At 47.2% G+C, this 20859-nt stretch carries 20 protein-coding genes; 15 read left to right on the top strand and 5 right to left on the bottom strand.

Annotated elements, in window-relative coordinates; translation table 11 throughout:
* Positions 1-28 precede the first annotated feature (28 nt).
* Together AC4PM4_RS16680 and AC4PM4_RS16675 are read left to right on the top strand one after the other, a co-directional pair.
* A complete protein-coding gene (locus AC4PM4_RS16680) occupies positions 29-1123 on the top strand; it encodes a DUF294 nucleotidyltransferase-like domain-containing protein (protein ID WP_465118277.1) in 1095 nt (364 codons plus the stop codon).
* A complete protein-coding gene (locus AC4PM4_RS16675) occupies positions 1120-1857 on the top strand; it encodes an exonuclease domain-containing protein (protein WP_063564793.1) in 738 nt (245 codons plus the stop codon). The genes AC4PM4_RS16680 and AC4PM4_RS16675 overlap by 4 nt, the downstream gene beginning before the upstream one ends.
* On the opposite strand, the gene AC4PM4_RS16670 is transcribed toward AC4PM4_RS16675, so the two are convergent.
* Positions 1843-2331, bottom strand: coding sequence for a M67 family metallopeptidase (locus AC4PM4_RS16670; RefSeq protein WP_491614066.1), 489 nt, complete (start codon positions 2329-2331; stop codon positions 1843-1845). The genes AC4PM4_RS16675 and AC4PM4_RS16670 overlap by 15 nt on opposite strands.
* A 184-nt stretch (positions 2332-2515) precedes the next feature.
* Here AC4PM4_RS16670 and AC4PM4_RS16665 point away from each other — a divergent pair, with 184 nt between their 5' ends.
* On the top strand, positions 2516-3067 hold the full coding sequence (locus tag AC4PM4_RS16665) for a TlpA family protein disulfide reductase (protein ID WP_072733430.1): 552 nt from the start codon (positions 2516-2518) through the stop codon (positions 3065-3067).
* A 78-nt stretch (positions 3068-3145) separates the two neighbouring features.
* Here AC4PM4_RS16665 and cimA read toward each other — a convergent pair whose 3' ends face one another.
* Complete coding sequence (cimA, locus tag AC4PM4_RS16660; protein WP_269055319.1) at positions 3146-4765, bottom strand: citramalate synthase; 1620 nt, start codon at positions 4763-4765, stop codon at positions 3146-3148.
* A gap of 546 nt (positions 4766-5311) precedes the next feature.
* Here cimA and AC4PM4_RS16655 point away from each other — a divergent pair.
* The 3 genes from AC4PM4_RS16655 to AC4PM4_RS16645 all read left to right on the top strand — a co-directional run bounded on the left by AC4PM4_RS16655 (position 5312) and on the right by AC4PM4_RS16645 (position 8590).
* Positions 5312-6616: a DNA polymerase IV gene (locus tag AC4PM4_RS16655; protein ID WP_072732307.1), complete on the top strand. Its 1305-nt coding sequence runs from the start codon at positions 5312-5314 to the stop codon at positions 6614-6616.
* Positions 6617-6735: 119 nt separating this feature from the next.
* Positions 6736-6978, top strand: a complete 243-nt coding sequence (locus AC4PM4_RS16650; protein WP_024629252.1) for a ferredoxin — start codon at positions 6736-6738, stop codon at positions 6976-6978.
* 172 nt (positions 6979-7150) lie between these two features.
* On the top strand, positions 7151-8590 hold the full coding sequence (locus tag AC4PM4_RS16645) for a L,D-transpeptidase family protein (protein ID WP_072732308.1): 1440 nt from the start codon (positions 7151-7153) through the stop codon (positions 8588-8590).
* Positions 8591-8676: 86 nt separating this feature from the next.
* On the opposite strand, the gene AC4PM4_RS16640 is transcribed toward AC4PM4_RS16645, so the two are convergent.
* Positions 8677-8814, bottom strand: a complete 138-nt coding sequence (locus tag AC4PM4_RS16640) for a hypothetical protein (protein WP_162842436.1) — start codon at positions 8812-8814, stop codon at positions 8677-8679.
* Between the two features lie 256 nt (positions 8815-9070).
* On the opposite strand from AC4PM4_RS16640, the gene AC4PM4_RS16635 reads away from it, so the two are divergent.
* The 3 genes from AC4PM4_RS16635 (at position 9071) to AC4PM4_RS16625 (ending at position 11600) form a co-directional block, all read left to right on the top strand.
* Positions 9071-10168: a quinone-dependent dihydroorotate dehydrogenase gene (locus tag AC4PM4_RS16635; protein ID WP_079694941.1), complete on the top strand. Its 1098-nt coding sequence runs from the start codon at positions 9071-9073 to the stop codon at positions 10166-10168.
* Between the two features lie 135 nt (positions 10169-10303).
* Positions 10304-11119: a GTP diphosphokinase gene (gene yjbM, locus AC4PM4_RS16630; protein WP_053783647.1), complete on the top strand. Its 816-nt coding sequence runs from the start codon at positions 10304-10306 to the stop codon at positions 11117-11119.
* Positions 11106-11600, top strand: coding sequence for a DUF309 domain-containing protein (locus AC4PM4_RS16625; RefSeq protein ID WP_063564787.1), 495 nt, complete (start codon positions 11106-11108; stop codon positions 11598-11600). The genes yjbM and AC4PM4_RS16625 overlap by 14 nt, the downstream gene beginning before the upstream one ends.
* Before the next feature lie 212 nt (positions 11601-11812).
* Here the strand turns inward: AC4PM4_RS16625 and AC4PM4_RS16620 are convergent, their stop codons facing one another.
* On the bottom strand, positions 11813-12361 hold the full coding sequence (locus AC4PM4_RS16620; RefSeq protein WP_064639191.1) for a thioredoxin family protein: 549 nt from the start codon (positions 12359-12361) through the stop codon (positions 11813-11815).
* A gap of 221 nt (positions 12362-12582) precedes the next feature.
* On the opposite strand from AC4PM4_RS16620, the gene AC4PM4_RS16615 reads away from it, so the two are divergent.
* The 6 genes from AC4PM4_RS16615 to AC4PM4_RS16590 all read left to right on the top strand — a co-directional run bounded on the left by AC4PM4_RS16615 (position 12583) and on the right by AC4PM4_RS16590 (position 19537).
* The gene (locus AC4PM4_RS16615) at positions 12583-14256 is read left to right on the top strand and encodes an RsmB/NOP family class I SAM-dependent RNA methyltransferase (RefSeq protein ID WP_400343511.1); all 1674 of its coding nucleotides are present in this window, start codon (positions 12583-12585) and stop codon (positions 14254-14256) included.
* Positions 14253-14999, top strand: coding sequence for a pseudouridine synthase (locus tag AC4PM4_RS16610; RefSeq protein ID WP_491614065.1), 747 nt, complete (start codon positions 14253-14255; stop codon positions 14997-14999). The genes AC4PM4_RS16615 and AC4PM4_RS16610 overlap by 4 nt, the downstream gene beginning before the upstream one ends.
* Positions 15000-15343: 344 nt before the next feature.
* On the top strand, positions 15344-16147 hold the full coding sequence (locus tag AC4PM4_RS16605) for a Cof-type HAD-IIB family hydrolase (RefSeq protein WP_063564783.1): 804 nt from the start codon (positions 15344-15346) through the stop codon (positions 16145-16147).
* A 99-nt stretch (positions 16148-16246) separates the two neighbouring features.
* Complete coding sequence (locus AC4PM4_RS16600; RefSeq protein WP_063564782.1) at positions 16247-17302, top strand: hypothetical protein; 1056 nt, start codon at positions 16247-16249, stop codon at positions 17300-17302.
* A gap of 101 nt (positions 17303-17403) precedes the next feature.
* Entirely contained in the window at positions 17404-17958 is a 555-nt protein-coding gene (locus tag AC4PM4_RS16595) for a GNAT family N-acetyltransferase (protein WP_072732310.1), read from the top strand.
* Between the two features lie 448 nt (positions 17959-18406).
* Complete coding sequence (locus tag AC4PM4_RS16590) at positions 18407-19537, top strand: glycosyltransferase family 4 protein (RefSeq protein ID WP_063564780.1); 1131 nt, start codon at positions 18407-18409, stop codon at positions 19535-19537.
* Between the two features lie 90 nt (positions 19538-19627).
* Here AC4PM4_RS16590 and AC4PM4_RS16585 read toward each other — a convergent pair whose 3' ends face one another.
* Positions 19628-20686, bottom strand: a complete 1059-nt coding sequence (locus AC4PM4_RS16585) for a YkvI family membrane protein (protein ID WP_063564779.1) — start codon at positions 20684-20686, stop codon at positions 19628-19630.
* Positions 20687-20859: the final 173 nt, after the last annotated feature.

The following is a 20859-nucleotide window of genomic DNA, read 5'->3' as shown; positions in this document are numbered from 1 at the left end:
ATGATTGCTGAATCATGCTTCAAGGAGGCTGGACATGATGGAACCCATCCCGTATATAAATCAATCCTGGTCCTATCAGGGAATAGATGGTGCGGCATCTTCTCAAGAACTGCGCCAGGCACGTGTGATATTGCAGAATGAGCTCCAGGAACTGTTGTCCGCTTCCTTGTCGCCGATTGAATGGTACCAGACGGTAAATGAACTGCATGACAGGGTTGCTCGGCGGGCAGTAGAGTTATGCATCCAGGGGATGGTAGAGGAAGGCTTAGGCCGACCTCCCGTCCCCTATGCCTTTATCGTATTTGGCAGTTCCGGCAGGCAAGAAGCGACGTTATGGAGTGATCAGGATAATGGCATGATTATCAGCGATACCCCGGATGAGGGGAAAGAGGTATATTTTGCCGAACTTGGACTTCGAATGACCGATATGTTGGAGGCACTTGGCTACGCCAAATGTGAAGGCAAAGTGATGTGCTCGGAGCCTTTATGGAGGAAAACGCTGGAGTCATGGAAGGAACAACTGAAAGCATGGGGATCGGACCTGTCATGGGAGCCGGTTCGCAATCTGATTATCGCTTCAGACATGCGTTTTGTTGCAGGTGAGCCACAGCTTGCGGAGGAATGGATTTCTGCATTTTACGAAGGATTCAGATCGGTTCCTGAGCTTTCTGATGCTGTGCTGCGCAATACCGTTAAACATAAGGCAACACTGAACATCCTCGGAAGGGTAGTGACCGAACGATTCGGTGAACATGCAGGTGGATTCGATGTGAAATACGGCTTGTATATTCCGCTGGTGAACAGTGCGCGTTTTCTGGCTTTACAGCACGGTATCAAAGAAACGTCCACGCTCAAGCGGATTCAGAGATTGGTATCACTCGAAGCAGTTCCGCTTACTTTGCTGGATTCAGCTCAGCGAGCCTTTATGACGGCTTTGAAACTGCGACGCAGTACACCCGTTGTGATTAAACAGGGGTTACAGCATAGCGGTGGTTTCCTAAATGAGAGACAGTTGAAGGAAAAACAAATGCTTTATGAACTCCGGGATACGTTAGGGTTGGTGCGGCGAGTACATCGTGCGCTGCAAAGACAACTTCGTTTTGCAGAAAGGAGACGTCCATGAGAGAGCCGGCAAGGGGCAATACTGGATTCTGGAATTCGCTGCGCCAGGGAGGGGTTCCTTCCGCCATCGCTTCCATAATGGGAGCCCCTACGGCGCAACATATGGCGTTCATCCGTTCGATGATGAGAGAACAGCGCAGACCCGAGGTACTGCACACACCCTTGAACGAATTGAATGCTGTCGTATTCGATCTAGAAACGACGGGCTTCTCTCCTCAGCATGGGGATGAGATCCTTTCCTTTGGGGCGGTGCGTATTAATGGCGGTGTGATGTTGGAGAATGAGCAGTTCTATACGTTGGTTCAGTCCAAAGTCTCCGTTCCGGAACATATTACTGAATTGACGGGAATTACTCAGGAAATGACGATGCATGCTCCGTCGTTGCTAGAAGGCTTGCATGACTTCATGTCTTTTGTTGGCGGGAGTGTACTGGTTGCCCATGCAAGCGCGCATGATCGGGCTTTTCTGAATGCGGCCTTGTGGCGGACATCCAAAGTAAGGTTAACGCACCGGCTCATCGATACGATGATGCTGGCACGTTGGCTAGAACCAAACAGGCCGGGCTATGGTCTGGATGAATTGCTGGAATCCAAAAGCATTCCGATCTATGGACGCCACCACGCTTTGGAGGACGCCAAAATGACTGCACAGTTATGGTCCTGTTACCTGGAGGATATGTCTCGCAAAAATGTAGAAACATTGGGTGATCTGTACACCCAGTTAAGTCACGCATAGCTGGGCGGGCTGTAAGCTGTATGATTGGACATGGCTCATTCCAATGCTTGAATCAACATTTGAATGAATTTGATAACCATTTAGAAGCATCTTTGATTGTGTACCAGTTGTCTGATCAGGCGAGCCTATAAAATATACCTGGAGTAGTCTGGCGAAAATCGGTAGGTTACGCAGATCCTCATTGGAAGGTACGGGAGTGGTTCGGGGGTGGGAGTGAAAGAGTCCGATAAGTTGTGGCTCATTGAACACACACCGGATCCATTCTGCATCATCCAATGCAAAATGGTGCAGCGGGTCAGGCGCTACGTTACGAATGGGCTGAAACCGACTGATTCGTATGCCGCCCGCTGCGGCTTCACCCAGCACAACCCCGCAGGTTTCCTGTGGCAGTAAAGCGAACATGTACTTAGACATCTCCTGTTCTACGGAGGAAGGGATGTATAAGGTGTTTTGCTGCCCGTGAAGTGCTGCCATTTGTATTCACCCCTCTCTCTTTGGCTCCTGCTTCGGCAGGAGTCCTTTTTTATTTTATTTTGTGTGACTCCGATTGTAAAATTTTAAAGGAAAAGGGTACAATATGATAGAGATCTTGAAATATCTCACATGTTAGAAGAGCGTGAATCTCAATATGTTTGATTATACAAAAGGGTGGCTGGTCATGAAACGAAATATATACATACTGCTGGGTGTTGTTTTGCTTGTGGGCATTGCTTTGGCCCAAAATGCAGATAACGGAATCGCAGCCGTGTTTAAGCAAGAGGAGCCAATGCCGACGGAGACGGGGCCGAAAGCGGGTTTACTGGCACCAGCATTCTCTTTGAAAGCCATGGATGGGAAAACCTACGCTGTAGGTGGAGCCAAGGAAAAGGCCATCTTCGTCAGTTTCTGGGCATCCTGGTGTGAACCGTGCAAGCAGGAAGCTCCTGCGCTCAATACATTGGCAGCGAAATACAAGGAGAAACTGGATCTCTACGGTGTGAATGTAACTTCGTACGATAAAATCAGGGATGCCAAAGCTTTTGTAGATGAATACAAACTGACGTTCCCTATTCTGCTTGATGAAGACGGAACAGCATATGCCAAATATAACGGTTTAGCTTTTCCGACGAATGTACTGATTGATTCCCGAGGTGTCGTTCAGGAAATTATTTTGGGGATTTTGCCTGAGAAAGAGCTGGAGCGCAAAATCAAGGAGTTAATTGAGGATTAGCCAAGCGAGAAGCAAAAGCGCCTGTCTTCCAATGTTTTTTGGAGACAGGCGCTTCTTTTATTTTCCGGGAAATATGCATTAATGGTTGCTTAGTCCGTGAGCAGGGATGTTGACTACGCCAGGCTTGTCCTGCAATTTTTCCTGAAGAAGGGCATAACGGAAACTGTGTACGAGGGCTTCCCAGCTCGCTTCAATCACGTTCTCGGATACACCGACCGTATTCCATGTGTTTTCTGTGTTTTTGGATTCAATTAATACACGAACCTTCGCGGCAGTAGCATCTTTCTCATCCAGAACACGTACTTTATAGTCGGACAGATGCATGTTGGCAAGGGAAGGGAAATACTGCACAAGCGCTTTCCGAAGTGCGTTATCCAGTGCATTAACCGGACCGTTGCCTTCAGCTGCGGTGTACGCACTTGTTCCGCCTACGTTAAGTTTAACAAAGGCTTCCGAAACAACAGACTTGCCAGCCACTTTTTCAACAAGCATCTTGAACGATTCAAAGGTAAACAATTCTTTCATGTCACCGTTGGCTTCACGAATCAACAATTCAAGAGAGGCATCGGCGCCTTCGAACTGATAGCCCTGATGTTCCAGATCTTTGATTTTCTCAATGATCTGACGTGAGTTGGCACTGCTTGGATCGAATTCAAGACCCAGTTCCTGTGCTTTGGACACAATGTTACTTTGTCCTGCCAGTTCGGAGACGAGCACACGCTGTTTATTACCAACCAACTCAGGAACGATGTGTTCGTAAGTTCGGGAATCACGCAATATGGCAGAGACGTGAATACCGCCCTTGTGAGCGAAAGCAGCATTTCCGACATAAGGCTGGTTGATTGGCATATTTACGTTGGCAATCTCACTGACATAACGGGCAACATTCGTGAGCTGTCTCATTGAATCCTCAGAAACGCACTCATATCCAAGCTTCAGTTGCAGGTTAGGGATAATGGAAGCCAGATTAGCATTACCACATCTCTCTCCATAACCGTTCATCGTACCTTGCACCTGTCTGGCACCAGCTTGTACAGCGCTTAAGGTGTTGGCTACAGCAAGTTCACAGTCATTATGTGTATGAATGCCCAGCTGGGCTTGCGGAAGTCGTCCAGCGAGAGTGGACACGATCTCGTACACTTCATGCGGCATCGTTCCACCGTTGGTGTCACACATTACAAGCCAGTCCGCTCCAGCTTCATGGGCTTTGGTCAATACAGCCTGTGCATATTCTGGATTGTTCTTAAATCCATCGAAGAAATGCTCTGCATCAAAAATGACTTCCATATCGTTTTGTTTCAGATAGGCAATGGAGTCGTAGATCATCGACAGATTTTCTTCCAAAGTAGTCTGCAAAGCAGTGTGTACGTGGAAATCCCACGATTTTCCTACCAGAGTCGCTGCCTGAGCACCGGATTCAATCATGCGCTTCAAGTTGGCGTCTTCACTGGCGATGCTACCTTTACGACGCGTACTGCCAAAAGCGACAACCTTCGCGTTCAGGTTCAGTTCCTTGACTCTTTTGAAAAACTCAATGTCCTTGGTGTTGCTGCCTGGAATTCCGCCTTCAATATAATGAGCACCCAGGTCATCGAGCTTCTTGGCAATTTTGAGCTTGTCATCTGCCGATAAGCTGACTCCCTCCCCTTGTGTGCCGTCACGTAAAGTCGTATCGAAGATGGAGATGGCCTTTGACATGAAGATCCTCCTTTAAGATGAAGCGCTTTTTTTAGAAAGTTTAATGGTGTGTTTAAAAAACATATGGGCATGTTGGTGACGAATCCTTCGATTCTGTACCGCTACACTGTATTAAATTCAAAGTGTAGATTTGTCCTAAAATCGTGAATTTGTATAATTAATTATTATAGCACCATTATCGCCAAATGCTACATCGAATTCACCATTTGGTGTAACAAATGATGGATTGTAGAGTTAAGTGAGCTGTAAACGTAGTCTTGTAATATGTTATGCTTCATCTAAATACAAGTATTCCAGGATTGCATAGGGATTCAAATCCTGTCTTTATAAATGGAGGGAAGAGGATGCATTTTGTGTGGGAGAATACAATTATTTCATTCATTATAATTGCTATTATCGTCGTTGCCGTGTGGGGTATCATTCGATCGATCGTTAAATCTCGCCGATAACAAGGGGATATAAATGATTTTTACATAAGGGAATTTGATATAATAGAGTAGAGATTGCATGTAACGGAATTGTGTATACGAAAGGGCGGTGGGGATCATGTCTTCAGACCAAACGCATAACAACATTAATGTAGATCGATATTATCCTACCGCCGGACGAGTGATTTTGCATGTCGATATGAATGCTTTTTATTGCTCTGTACATGAAGCCGAGGAACCGGAATTATATAGAGGAAAAGCGACGGCAGTTGCTGGCAGTAGTGAAGTGCGCAAAGGTGTCATTGTAACTTGTTCTTACACGGCACGAAGCAGGGGTATTTCCACAGGTATGGTCGTTCATCAAGCATTGAAGAAATGTCCTGACTTAATTGTGATTCGTCCGGATTTTCATTTATATCGTAGGTATTCGAAAGAATTCATGAAAATAGCTTACAGTTATACACCATTGCTTGAAGCGACCTCAATCGATGAGTGTTACCTCGATATTACGGGGTCCAGACAGTTTGGTACACCGCTGGAGATTGCGGAAAGTATTCAGACCAGAATCCGGGATGAGCTGGGGATGCCCTGTTCGATCGGAATTGCACCCAACAAGCTGCTTGCCAAGATGGCCTCTGATTTGAAAAAGCCTAATGGCATTTCGATTTTGCGGATGAGGGATGTACCTCAGATTTTGTGGCATAGACCTTGTAACGAGATGTTTGGGATCGGGAAAAAGACAGCGGAAAAGCTGAAGAAGCTGGGCATTGAAACCATAGGCCAGCTGGCCAAATCAGACGAGCGGATGTTAACCGATGTGTTTGGAATTAATGGTTCTTGGTTAAAAAATTCAGCAAACGGCATTAATCATTCGGCAGTTCAGGCTGAACGTGAAGCGAACAAATCGATCGGACATACAACAACGCTGCCTGCGGATATATCTGAAATGGATGATGTACATCGGGTTTTGTTGAATATAAGTGACCAGGTTGCCAGACGGTTGCGCAAGCACGAAATGCTCAGTCAGGGCATTCAGATTACGATTCGTACACCGGATATGAAGACGATTACGAGATCACGGATGATGGAAGTGCCTACTGAAGATGCTTCGATCATATACCGGGAGGCCTGTGCTTTATTTGCGAAACATTGGCGCGGCGGGAAGCCTGTTCGTATGTTGGGTGTGACCCTCCAAACGCTGATTCCACGTGAGGAGTCCGCGATACAGCTTGATCTGTTTGAATATGAGCAGAAACCGAAGAAGGAAAACCTGATTCGCATTATGGATCAGTTACGTGACAAATTTGGTGAGAATGCTGTCGTTACAGCTGGCATGCTGGGGGATGATCCTTCCGTATTACTGCGCAATCATAAAGTCCGGGGAACATCGCTGCAAAAAGATAATTTGCAAAGTCTCGATTAAATAGGGCATAATGGAGTCTTGAGGCTGTTAAAATTATTTGTAATAACTCTTACTTTGTATTAATATGTTTCTAGATAAAAATACTGTACGTTTTTGAATAATAGGAGGAGAGATTGGTAATGAGTAAATTTACTTGGGTAGAAAAAGATACATGTATTGCGTGCGGAGCGTGCGGAGCAACGGCGCCAGACATTTATGACTATGATGATGAAGGTTTGGCAGAAGTGATCTTCGATGGAGATGCCAACAAAGGGATCAAAGCAATTCCGGATGACTTGTTCGACGACATGCAGGATGCTTGCGACGGCTGCCCTACGGACTCCATTAAAGTTGCGGATGAACCTTTCAACAAAGAAGGTTAATTCCTTTCATATGAACATACAAGAGTACATTCTTCTGTCATTGGGACAGTCGAATGTGCTTTTTTTTGTCGAATGTTGAGGCTTAGATCCGGGTACTCAAGTCCTATGGATTTCTTGTCATCATTTGCCGATATATATAGAAACGGAAAAAGGCGAAATGATGGAGGATCGGATGCAAAATACTCATCTACGAACATATGTAAAGAAACATCCAGATAATAAAATGGCCTGGTATTTACTCGGTAAGGAATATTTGGGTGAAGGGCAGGAAGCCAAGGCGAACTATTGTTTTCAACAGGCGGGTGAAGTCTACGAGGCTTTCGAACGAAGCAAGGCACCGGCAGATATATGGGTGGATTATCAGGAGAAGCTGGTTGAGATGGCTGAGCAAAAGGAGAAAAAACATCGTGTTCGCAAGATGTGGCTTACCCTGCTTATGCTGCTTGTACTGGCAGGATTACCACCTGCAGACGCTCCTGGTTTCAATCGGGATGCAGCCGAGGCTTTGGCTTCAGCGTTGGAATCGACGGACGATTCCATGGATAGCGAATCAGGGAATAACCCGATGGAAGACTTGGCTCTTGTTGCAAAATCCAATGTGTTTACAGCTGGAGCATTCGGTGGAGGGGACCAGGGTGAGGCTGCACTTGCAGCTGCATGGTCAGGCTCTGGTGCGAAAGTACAGACATCGGCTGTGCTTGGAATGCAGGTCGCAGGTAACTGGACATTATGGAAGCGAAATATGGCGGTGAAATACATCGTTCAGACAAACAGCAGTGGCAAATTAACGGCACAGAGTTATGATGCCAAACAGTGTAACTGTGAACCGCCGGAAGTATCACCGGAGATCAAGCGTCTGGCACAAGCCTGGACAGCCAAACAGGAATCCGCTGCAGCTCTGTCGAGTGCAATGATTACATATAAAAAACAAAACGGTAGCTGGCCGAAAAGTGTGGCGCAACTTGCCCAGCCGTTTCCAAATAATATTCTGGGCGATACTGCACCTGGCATGACCCGGATGTTTTCGGCACTACTAGCCATGCATCAACAAGGGCAAATGGGAAAAGGGAAAAACACAGGTGAGGGAACACGTGAAGGTTCAGATTTGCCGCAAGGCAAAAACGCTGCATTTGTGGATACGTTAGGCGGAAAGCCTTTTTTACAGGATCGGCTTGAAATCATCGTGGACAAGAGCAGACATAAGCTTGCGCTGATTAGTGGCGACACCATTATTCGTAATTACGAGGTGGGGCTCGGAGGAGATCGCACTCCAGAGGGTTCGTTTGTCATTTCAGACAAGGTTGTAAATCCAAATGGTCGCTCTAATGGCGAATTTGGAAGTAGGGGCATGCAGCTATCGGAGACGAATTATGCCATCCATGGGACCAACGAGCCAAACAGTATCGGGCTGGATGAATCCCTTGGATGTGTGAGAATGAGTACTGAAGATGTGGAAGAGCTATTTGCTCTTGCTCCTCAGGGAACTCCGGTACGCATCGGGAAAGATCTGCTGCCAGAGACAGCTATGGTTCCAGAAGCGAAGGATCGCTACCGGTACACACTTGTTCCCAAGCAAAATAATCCGAATAAGACGTATCATTGGTTGAATTAAACGATAAACCAAGTGATTCAGACCGAAGAAAACGTAAAATCCATGCTGGATTGGTATGTAGATGCAGAAACAGTCGGTTGAAGCATTTACAGGTTGGCGATAATAATAAGCGCACCAATGATAATGATCAGTCCACCGACGCTGGCTGCGGTCCAGATAATGGCTTTCCGGTTGACCTCATCTTTCTTTTGCTGCAAAGTAGGTGGTTTGCGTTTGGGAGCCATGGGCTGTTCCTCCTTCATGGAATAAGGCTATATAGATGTAGCCATGCTCCCATTGTAAAGAATTCAACTCGCCATTTCCAGTAGGCGGGTGGATTTCTTGTGAGCATTTTGCATAATACGATTCCTTCTGTCTATGCTCAAACTACTTTCCTTTTGAAGAAGAAACGGATAGACTTGTGTATAGAGTGTTTTTTTACATATGAAAAAGACGGAAAGCAGTTTTTTCAGCGTACCGGACCAGAACGGAGTGAGTGATTTGTTATACAGAAGTCTTGCTAAACCCTTGTTGTTCAAAATGGACCCTGAGCAGGCCCATCATCTAATTATCGGCGGCCTCAGTGGAATGGGGAGTATTCGCCCGGTTCCTTCCGGTTTGCGTGTCATGTATGGCGTGCGTGAAACATCGGATCTGGCTGTGGATATGTTTGGATGTCATTTTCCTACACCTGTAGGACTTGCGGCTGGTTTGGACAAAAACGGACAGGCTGTAACGGGCTTTTCTTCCATCGGGTTTGGCTTCATGGAAGTGGGCACAGTCACACCGCTTGCACAGCCAGGTAACGACCAGCCACGGTTATTCCGCCTGCCTCCCGATGAGGCATTGGTGAACCGGATGGGATTCAATAACCTTGGAGCCGAAGCGATGGCGGGTGAATTGGCACGCCTCACGGAGCGCCGTATTCCAGTGGCCGTAAATATAGGTAAAAATAAGGCGACTTCGAATGAAGAAGCACATTTGGATTATGCAAAATGCATTCGAGCGCTATACGATTATGCGGACCTGTTTGTGGTGAATATCAGTTCACCAAATACACCGGATTTGCGTAATCTGCAACATGGGAATGAACTGAAGGAATTGCTTGCCGCTGTGATGAATGAGATGGAGACGCAGCGCAAGAGAGCGGGCGGTTCCGTTAAATCGGTACTGGTCAAAATCGCACCTGATGTGAATGACCAGGAGCTTCAATATATGGTAAGTACCATTGCAGATAGTGGAGTTGCCGGTATCATCGCAACGAATACAACGATCAGCCGCGAGGGTCTGTCTCATCAGCATGCTAAAGAGACAGGTGGACTAAGTGGCAAGCCGCTGCGTGATCGTTCCACGGAAATCATTCGCCAAATCTATCGCCAGACGGAAGGCAAACTGCCAATCATCGGATCGGGGGGCATTTTCACAAGCGAAGATGCTTACGAAAAGATTAAAGCAGGGGCTAGCCTGGTGGAAATATATACGGCATTGATCTATGAAGGACCTGAAGTGAACCGGCGCATTCATGCCGGACTGCGTGAATTGCTGCGCAAAGACGGTTACAGTCATATTTCGGAAGCTGTCGGTGCAGAGCATCGTTAAGCAATGTTTCGGAGTTCCCCGGATTGGAAATTAGAAGCGTGGAAGAGGGTAATGTCGTACGGGACTCTTCCCCCCGCTTAACATCATGTATAATGGATAAGAACAGGGGAAGCTATAGAGACAGGAGGCATAAGCATGGACGGTAGAGACTGGGGTACATTTTTACTTCCTTATGAGCAAGCGGTAGAGGAATTGAAAGTTAAGTTTAAAACGATGCGGGCGGAGCTTAAGAAAAGGGAAGAATACGCCCCGATCGAATTCGTTACCGGTCGTGTCAAAAAAATATCCAGCATTCTGGAGAAATCCAGACGCCTGAATGTGCCGCTTGATCAGGTGGAAACAGGCATTGAGGATATTGCAGGTATCCGCATTATGTGCCAGTTTGTGGATGATATTCGGCGGGTAGCCGAGTATATACGTGGACGTAAGGATTTGACGGTATTAATCGAGAAAGATTATATCACCAATTTCAAAGAAAGCGGCTACCGCAGTTTCCATATGATTATTGAGTATCCTGTTCAGACGGCTCTTGGGCAGAAGAATGTACTGGCCGAGATTCAGATTCGGACGCTGGCGATGAACTTCTGGGCCACGATCGAGCACTCCCTTAGTTACAAGTTTCGGGAGAGTCTGCCGGATGATATGCGCGCACGATTGAAAAAGACGGCGGAAGCCGCTTTTGTACTCGATAATGAGATGTCGGCGATCCGTCTGCAAATTCTGGAGGCGCAAAAGGCCTTTGAAGATGACTCCAATATTGTATCAAGAACGCTGAACATCATACATCAATTGTACTTCTACCACCTCGTGAACGAAGCGATAGAGGCACAAAAGCGCTTCAATGACTGCTGGGAGCGTCATGATATGGAAGGGTTAAAAGACCTTCTGGATGATGTGAAAGCACTTCTGAATGCGGCTAGAAAGGGCGAAAACCCGGATGAGCAGCTATGAGCCGTTGTATGTTGACTATCTGATCTACTTCAATCGCGATCGGGACTACTTTGAATGCCATGAGGTATTGGAAGAACTGTGGCTTGAACGAGATCGAGATTCTCTGTACAAAGGATTGTTGCAGATTGCAGTGGGGCTGTATCATTTCAGGAATGATAACCTTCGCGGAGGACGCATGATGTTACAGAGTTCGGTAGATCTGTTAAAGTCATATCCGGAAACTTCGCGAGGTATTGCCCTTGGACCGTTGGTGCAGGAAGTACAGGAGCTGGTTCATGGACTTTCGGGTCCTGAGCCGCAGAAGTTTCCTTACAGAGACTTGCATATTCAGATTCAGGATGAGGTACTGGTGCAGGAGGTTCGAGAACGAGCTCTTGAACTGAAGCCTAATATTCCCCAACGCCGGAGTCCTACACGTGGACGAATCTATGAAGAGAAGATGAAAGCATTGCAGCAGGAGCAGAACTTGCAGAGTGAGTAAGCTTGTAATAGAAAGACATCATTCACTTTATCATTAACATGTTCTCAGACATATGATCTTTAAAAAACACCCCGACCGTTCCTCTAGAGGAATTGGCCGGGGTGTTCGATATTAAAGGACATCATTAAAGGTTGGAATGATTCCAGAGCTTGTCCATGAAAAGGACAATATAATCCATGCGGGTCCATCAAATCCGCTAAGGGAATATACGATTAGCTTGCCGATGGAGTGGCACTGCCTTTATATTTCTCGAAAAATTGCTTGTAGTCATCCAGTGTATAACCGTTGGCACTGCCATTTTCCTGCAGCCCGCCAACCATGCGGTCTTTCTCAACACCATCCTGATAATATACCAGAGTTGGTGTGTACTCAATGTTATAATCGGTCCAACCGGAATCGAATTCACGCAGATTGAACTGAGGCAGTTGAATCCCCTCCTCATCGACTAGTGGCATCAACTGAGGTGTTGTCGCACGGCAGTGTGAGCAGTCGGAGGCGAAGAAATAGACAAAGAAGCTGTCTTTGTTATCAATTCTGGCTTTCAGATCATCAGGCAAAATGATTTGTTGGTAGTTCGGATCGTCCAGCAATTCGCGTGTTGCGGGATTAAGCTTGGAGGCGGCGATGCCATAAGCATTCCCCACGGCGTCCATTTGTTTCTTGGATTGCTGGTTCACCAGGACGAGTGCTGCAATCAAAACAACGAAAATACCCAGGAAAATAAGGATCGCAGCGCTTTTCTTTTTCTTCTTGGATTTCATTAAGACATCCCCCATCGATCATATCGAAATATAGTTTTGGCAAAAATACGGGATGGGATAATATGCATAAACACCCGAATTTTTGCACATCAATCAATCTACTTGCCATTATACTACATTACACGCTGTAGTGGAATATGTATGAAGCAATAGGAAAGCATTGCCCGGATATGATAACATAGAACTATATGCAATTTTAACAAGACAGGATGAGTGGGATTATGGCTGTACAGCTGCCTTCGATATTTGCCGAGCGAATGAAAAGCTTGTTAGGCGATGAATTTGAACAATTTATGAAATCTTATGAGCAGTCGCCACATGCGGGGCTGAGAGTGAATACGTTAAAAATATCGCTGGAACAATTCAAGGAAATTGCTCCATTTGATATGCGACCCATTCCGTGGTGCGGAACGGGTTTTTATGTGCCTCATGGAGTTAAGCCGGGGTTACACCCTTATTATCATGCGGGTTTGTATTATATCCAGGAACCAAGCGCCATGGCCCCAGTTGAATTATTGGATGTGAAACCCGGGGAACGTGTGCTGGATCTATGTGCGGCTCCTGGCGGGAAAACAACCCAGATCGCTGCCAAGCTTCAGGGGAAAGGTGTGCTCGTTACGAATGATATCCATGCGGAACGTACGAAAGCCCTCGCCAAAAACGTGGAATTGTATGGAATACGCAATGCCGTTGTATTGAATGAATCACCGGAACGGATTGCGAGTGCATTTCCTCATTATTTTGATAAAGTTTTAATCGACGCGCCTTGCTCGGGTGAGGGCATGTTCCGCAAAGATGAGGACATGGTGAAATCCTGGGAGAATCATTCGGTGGAAAAATGTGTGCTGATGCAGCGCGATATTCTGGAGACTGCGGCCAAACTGCTTGCTCCAGGGGGTACCATCGTATATTCCACATGTACATTTGCACCAGAGGAAAATGAAGCGATGATAGCGGAATTTCTGAACATCAATCCTGATTTTGTGGTGAATGACATCCCGGAAAGTGCAGGATTTGCTCCAGGACGACCGGAATGGGTGCGTCAGATGTTGCCCGAGAAAGCAGAAGAGACGGAATCTGTGCTGGACCAAACGCGTGGCACCGCGAGGTTGTGGCCTCATCTGTTGGAGGGGGAGGGACATTATGTTGCTGTATTGCAGCATCGTGGGGAATCTCTTGCAGAAGAAGACGGCAGCGTTTTACAAATTGGACAGGCAGTGGGCGCAGATTTCACCGAACCAAGTGAATTGGTAGAACCATTTATCCGTGTATCTGCACCAATCAGTAAAGAAGAGCGGAAACGGGAACGTCTAATGAGAACCGAATCTAGAGAACGCGATGATAAGCATACCCGTGGTGGTAAGGCTCAGGGAAAACAGGGCACAGGAAACGAACGTGGTGGTCGCAAAAACGAACGGGCTCAGGGACGAGGAACCGACCAGGCAAATGTCGATCCAGGAACGGTGTATGCTCAATTTGTACAAGAAAATCTGGAAATCGAGCTTGCTGGAGAAACGGTGTATTATGGCGATCGAGTGTATCAATCTTCTGTGGGTGCTGCCCGTCTGGAAGGGCTCAAGGTTATTCGACCAGGGTGGTTTATGGGTACCGTAAAGAATGGGCGATTTGTGCCCTCTCATCCGCTTGCATGCGCTTTGAATGCAGCCGAAGCCCAGAGATCCGTTAACCTATCTTCCGCAGACGGTGAAGCAGTAAGGTATCTCAAAGGAGAGACGTTGAACATCGAAGAATCACGAGTTGAACGTCAAGCAGATACGGCGGCCAAAGGTTATGTGTTGGTGTGTGTGGACGGATTTGCGGCTGGCTGGGGGAAATGGCTGGATGGTGTACTGAAAAATGAATATCCGGCAGGCTGGAGGTGGACATCGGTATGAGTGGAAAAGGCAAACAAACGCTGCGTCTGGATAAAATATTGAGTCATATGGGCGTGGGGTCACGAAGTGAGCTCAAAAAGATGGTAAAACAGGGCAGAATCCGTGTGGACGGTAAACCGGTGAAAGACAGCGGTGTGCAGGTTAATCCAGACGTAAACGTAATTGAAGCTGACGGAGAGCGGATTGTGTATCGTGAAATGATCTACCTGATGCTTCACAAACCACCTGGCGTGGTGTCGGCAACCGAAGATAATCGGGATAAAACGGTGATTGATCTGCTGCGTAAAGAGGAGCGTGTCTTCGATCCGTTCCCTGTGGGACGACTCGACAAAGATACCGAGGGCCTGCTCATTCTAACGAATGATGGGCCACTTGCCCATGATCTGTTGTCCCCGCGCAAACATGTGCCCAAGACGTATGAAGCCCGTGTGCTGGGAAATGTTGAAGAAGAAGATATTGAAAAATTCAAAGCCGGCATTCAGCTGGATGATGGATATGAGACGTTGCCTGCGGAACTGACTGTGCTGGATCGTGAGGAAACGGATGAGGGCGTGTTTTCTTCCATTTCATTGATCATTCATGAGGGCAAGTTCCACCAGGTGAAGAGAATGTTCCAGGCTGTTGGCAAACGTGTGGTTTATCTGAAACGTGTTGCCATGGGTGACCTGGAGCTGGATGCCAATCTTGAAATTGGCAGTTATCGCGAATTAACCGCTGACGAGTTAGAACGTTTGCGGAAGTAATAGTTCCCTACTTCGCGAAGCGAAGCAAGGAGTCTGGGCAGTGTACGAAGCCTTGCCCACCGTGCCAAAGGTGCGTCAGCTCCCGTCCTTCGCGAAGCGGAGCAGGGAGCCGGGCAGAAGGCGAAGCCCTGCCCGTAATGGTCCCGCTTGAGCTTGGGCGGGGCCGCCGCTGTCAAGCGGCAGACCCGGCAACCAAGCGCTCCCACACCGACCGTCACATAGCAAGATCGAAACCGCCGCCGGTAAACGAGACGGGAGTCCAGAGGGCAGAGCCCTCTGGGGCCCTCCCTCGGAAGGGAGGGTTTGGGTGGGTGCGACTCTTTTACAGATAAGGAATGAAGACAATGACAATTAAATTAATCGCACTGGATGTCGATGGAACGCTGCTTAATGATCATCATGAACTTACCGAATTGACACAAGAGACCTTAATTCGTGCTTCCCGTCAGGGAGCTGAGATTGTTCTGTGTTCAGGCAGAGGTCCTGCGAACACGATCCCGTTTATGGAGCAGATGGGACTTGACGGATATGTCATTACACATAATGGGGCAGTAACTGCACAGGTTCAGACTCGTGAAGTGGTGCACCATTTTGCCATGGATGGACAGGGGCTGGAGCCTTTTATATCTTACTGCCGTGCGCAAGGTGTACATTTTGACATCAACACGGCGTTTGGACTCTATGTGGATCAGCCCGAAGGTTTGGAGTTACAGGTACGCGAAATGTATCAAAACTTCATGGCAGAGCCATTAAAGCTGCCGCAATGGGCGGATATGACAGAGCCGCTTGCGAAATTCACAGCGTTTGGACCCATCGAGCAGATGAATGCGGTGCAACAGGAGTGGTCGACCTGGAATCTTCCATATTATATGACGCGTAGCGGTGATTTTTTCATTGATCTTATGCATCCAGAAGCCTCCAAAGGTGCAGCTCTAAAAAGACTGGCCGAAGCAAAAGGAATTCTTCCTTCCGAGATCATGGCGGTAGGTAACTACTACAATGACATCACCATGTTGACCTTTGCAGGCAAAGGGGTTGCGATGGACAATTCCCCGGAAGAAGTCAAGGCAGCCGCGGATGAGGTTACACTTTCGAACAACGATCAGGGTGTGGCCCACGCTATCCAAAAATATGTGTTGTCCGTCTAATAGTTCGCTCTTAAAATCTGAATAGCGTTGTATCTTATAAACTGTCGCTCTCAAGGGTAACCTAATAGAATAACGTTAGGAACCGAGGAGGACAGGTGCATGGAACTGAAAGTAGAGCTGATTCCTGATCTTCGAACATCAGGTGGCGAAGTACAGGATATTATGGTGGGCGGTCAATATATGGGTTCGCTGCTGCTTGTGTTCAGGGAAGGAGATCGGGTATCCGGCAGCCTTCAGATTGAGCAGAATTCGCTACCTGACGAGACAGAACAATATATTGTGGAGCAGGTGCACGAATATATTCGTTCTCTCGCGGATGCGGTAAGTGCTGCTGAGTATGAAGTGCTTGTAAGCTGCGGTACATTGTATTCTGTGTTACAGAAGCCAGAGTCTCAAACGGATATGTTCAATCAGTCGTCACGGTCTGAAGATAGCTACAGTCACGATGGACAGAATGATCGGGCTGGTGTAAATGAAGTACACGTCATTCCTGGCTCACAAGCCGAATCATTTACATATGAAGACCCGGAACATTTGCTTGAAATGGAGCTGGTAAGCGCCGGACGCAGCATATCTACCTATGTATTTAATGACGCCAATGGACAAGAACTGGCTGAAGCCTCTCTGAAACAATATGGCGCTGATGTGCAGGGTGAGATCCATTGGTATGATGAACCGGCAGAGAATTATCAGGATGCGGCTGCCGAGCTGCTGGTACGAGAGCTGGATGAAGAAATCATCGATACAATTACGATCCGCATGTGGCATCAAGGGCAGGAGATGGAATCGGCGGAATGGGTGCACCGGGATTTTGCGGATGAGGATGAGATAGAGTCCGAAGAAGATCTCGAAGAGATTGAAGCTGCTGAAGAAGCCTGTTATGTCATGTTGGTGCGCAAAGATCGGGAGTTTCGGGTATATGAACTGTTTCTACAAGAACGCGGAGGGTTACCTGTAGGTACAGCAACGATTGATACCTCAGAAGCGGATTTGTCAGGCTATATTGATTATCAGGTACCCGGCACAAGTGTTCAGCGAAAGAGTCTGGTTGAAGTTCTGATGCGAGAGCTGGACAAAGAGCTTGAGTTTGATACATTACATCTCACGATGTTATATCGTAATCAAATTATCGATGAAGCGAAGATTGAAGGGTAAGAGGCACAGCCTCTTGCCTTTTTTGTTTTCTTTTTGACGAACAAGCCATTTCCCGGTATAGTACCATTAGTTTAAGAGAGACCTGGAAGTGGAGGAGAATCATGAAGCACTCATTCAGTATCACAACAGACTACATCAATGATGAATTTAAGGCATTGCAGGCTCAGCCGGAAGACACGGAGGATGTGATGTCCCTGCTCATGGAAACAGCCGAGTGGTTGCGGAGCCAGGGCTCTTCTCAATGGAATGCGTTGTTAAAAGGTGAGGATTCTCATAATACGGCGGAGGCTATTCAGCGTGGCGACGTATTTGTATTTAAAAAGGGTTCTGACGTAGCTGGCATGGTTATTTTGATGAGCCAGCCAAGTGCATGGGATGTGCACTTATGGGGAAGCAAAGCGCATGCCGGGGATGGTGCACTTTATCTGCACCGATTAGCCATCCGCAGAAAGTACGCCCAGAGTGGATTGGGAAGGGCGATTTTGCAATGGTCCAGCAGCGGGATACAGTTTGAGGACAAACATATTGTCCGATTGGATTGCGGAGCCGAGAACGCGACATTGAACGCATTCTATGGGCGTAACGACTATACCTTTGTGGGAGAGACAGACGGCTTCAGTACGTACGAGAAGGCGGTCACACACTTGTCTGTATAAACGCTGTATTCAAACATAAGAAGTACATTCAAAAAGCCGGGGGCTACCATTGCTCACTGGCTTTCATTTGTATGTCGGCAAAAGAGGCTTAACTTTCAAAATCATACATCCGCTTCTTAGCCGAGCATCTTCTGAATATGTTGTATATACGACTCCGAAGTGAGGGCGTACGCTCAAACAAGATGAATAAGATAACGTATAGTAGAATAAAGGCAGACAGAGAGCGATGATTTCCATTGGAATTGCCCCTAGTACCTAACAGTACTCGTAATATCGTCAGCGTCAGATGCAACATGGTACAATTGATATTGAAATGAATTCTATTATTCGGCTGTAAATGAGCGAGTGATAAGAAATCTCATTTTGTACCTTTACTGAACATATGTTCTGATATATCATGATTGAAGATGTAATGAAAAGATTTATGCTAGAAAGGGGGAAACTAACGGTGAGATTGCTGCAGGCGCTTTTCTTTCCTCCGGAGCAGCCCGGAGGTGTATCCTCTATGATTCCGTATATGCAAGAGAGGTTTACAACCCCGAGGTGGGAGATGGATCTGTTCTCGTTGCCTAAGCGAATTCGCAACAAGGGCAGGGAAGATATCCAGTTTGAGACGTTCGATTGGACTCAGTATCAGGATAGTCCTGTCGTGCAAAAATATATGCAAACCTACCGGGATTATTTGTGGTGGACCAAGCTGCGTATTCAGAAGCCTTACGATCTGATTCATGCCCATCATCCTATTGCGGGGCTTGCAATGAAGAAGGTTTTCCCGGATGTTCCTCTCATTCAAACGATCCACTCCAGTTATGAGCGAGAGCTGATACTGAATGGACGCATTGAGCCGAACGGACCGGAGCATCAATTCCTGCTGGCCATCTATGGTGAGCTGGAGCACCAGGCGGAGCGATTGTTAACGGTATCGGATTCTTTCCGTCGTTATCTGGCGCCTTATGTACAGCATCCCGATGTTATCGGTGTGATTCCGAATGGTTTTGATGAGAAAAGGTTTAAGCCAATTCCCCATGAGAATGCGATACCACAGTTGGTCACGGTATGCCGTCTGGTTCCGGCGAAAGGGCTGGATATTCTGTTCAAAGCCTGTGCCGAACTGAAAGCCCGGGGACATGATTATGTGCTTCATATTATTGGGGACGGACCGATCCGTCCAGACTTGGAAGAATTGGCCCAGCGGCTGGGCATTTATAATGAGACTATTTTTTATGGTTACACGCTGCACCCTGAGGAATTCATGCCATTTTTTGATATCTTTGTACTTCCTTCACGGGCGGAGGCGTTCGGGTCTGTTTTCGCGGAAGCAGCGCTTAGCTGTCTTGCCCTTGTAGGTACAGATGTTGGCGGCATACCCGAACAGATTGAGAACGGCAGTAACGGCTTGCTGGTGCCTTCAGAAGATCCGTCTGCACTGGCAGAAGCGCTGGAGAAGGTGATGGTTGACCCGGCGTACCGTTATGAGCTCGCTCGTTCGGCATGCGAGAAGGCCAAAACCCATTACTCTTTGGGTAGATCGGTCAATGAACTGAAAAAAATGTATTTGCAATTCTCGAGCCAGTTTTAACTTCTGGAAAGGGAAAAGAAGGAAGCCGCTGTGTGAACAGCGGCTTTTTTTATGTTTAGGGAAATGATACTTCGCAACAAAAATACGTTGTTATAGGTGTTTGTTACGACCTCGAAAGCTTCCCCATCGATCCATTACTAATTTTGCACCCCAGACCAGTGCCAAACTGCCGAAAATGGGGTAAAGGATAGAGAGCAGGGAGCTGAACCCAAACTGGCTAAGCGAATAACATAGCAGCATGATAGCCAGTATGATTAGTTTGGGATGTACGTGGACATGCTGTCTGAGTTGGAGGGTCATTCCATAAATATCGGCTACAAATGTACTGAAGATTTCCATAAAAATCAGGGATACATAGATAGACTGGACTACCCATCCAAGTTGAAAGGCAATGCTGCCCATTGGAATTTCAAATTGCGTGATGCCAGGCATCTGGGCTGACATGGCGAAGTGGGCTGCCATAAGCATGAATCCTACACCAATCCCGCCCAGAACGCCGCCCCATTTCAGTACCTTTCGGCTGCGAATCTGATTCCCCACCGGAACAAGAACAGCTTGGGCAAGTGCCAGGTTGAATGAAGTATACAACAGAGGAGATAACCAGACCTGGATTGGATTGCTGTCCGTGGTTAATGTAATAAATCGGTTTGCGCCGGGATGATGTATGGTGCTGGTGATCATAAGCAGAGAGAGCAGGAGCATCATTGGCACTACGATACTGTTCATTTGCAGAATAGCCTGAATGCCCCGTCCAAGCAGCAGATATGTACCGATAAGGGTAACAATCAGTCCGGTCTGGTAATGAAGCCCCAGATGCTCTACAAAGACCGACCCTGCTCCGGCCAGCATGACACTGTTTACTCCGATGAGAATAAGAAGGGTAACCCAGGTAATCCAGTTTCCTGCTTTATGACCGAATAGATGCTTGTTGAGATCTTCGTATGAGCGCGAGCCGGTATCATGGGCAATCAGCATCATTTTTGTACCTAACCAGACAAAGAGCATGGTCGATAAGCCAATGGTAATGGTGGCCCATTTGCCATACTGGGTAAAAAACTGCAATATCTCCTGTCCTGTTGCAAAGCCGGCTCCTACTACCGTTCCAATGTATGTAAATGCGATCTGCAGCACCCGAAATGCCTGTTTCATGCGTTTCCCCTCTCAGGCCCCTGAATAGTTTGGACATGCGGGTGCCATGGTACAAGGTATGCTTGACCCATCAAAGTCATGACAATTGAAGTGTGACATAGGGTCATTTCTATGCTCTGGACAAGAGCAAAGGCAATTTCGCTTGAACTGATAGCCGGATCTATGATACTTTT

The organism is Paenibacillus sp. MDV22-iso6 (genome assembly GCF_058408365.1).
Note: the sequence above shows the minus strand (reverse complement) of the source record. Positions and strands in the feature narration are given on the sequence as shown.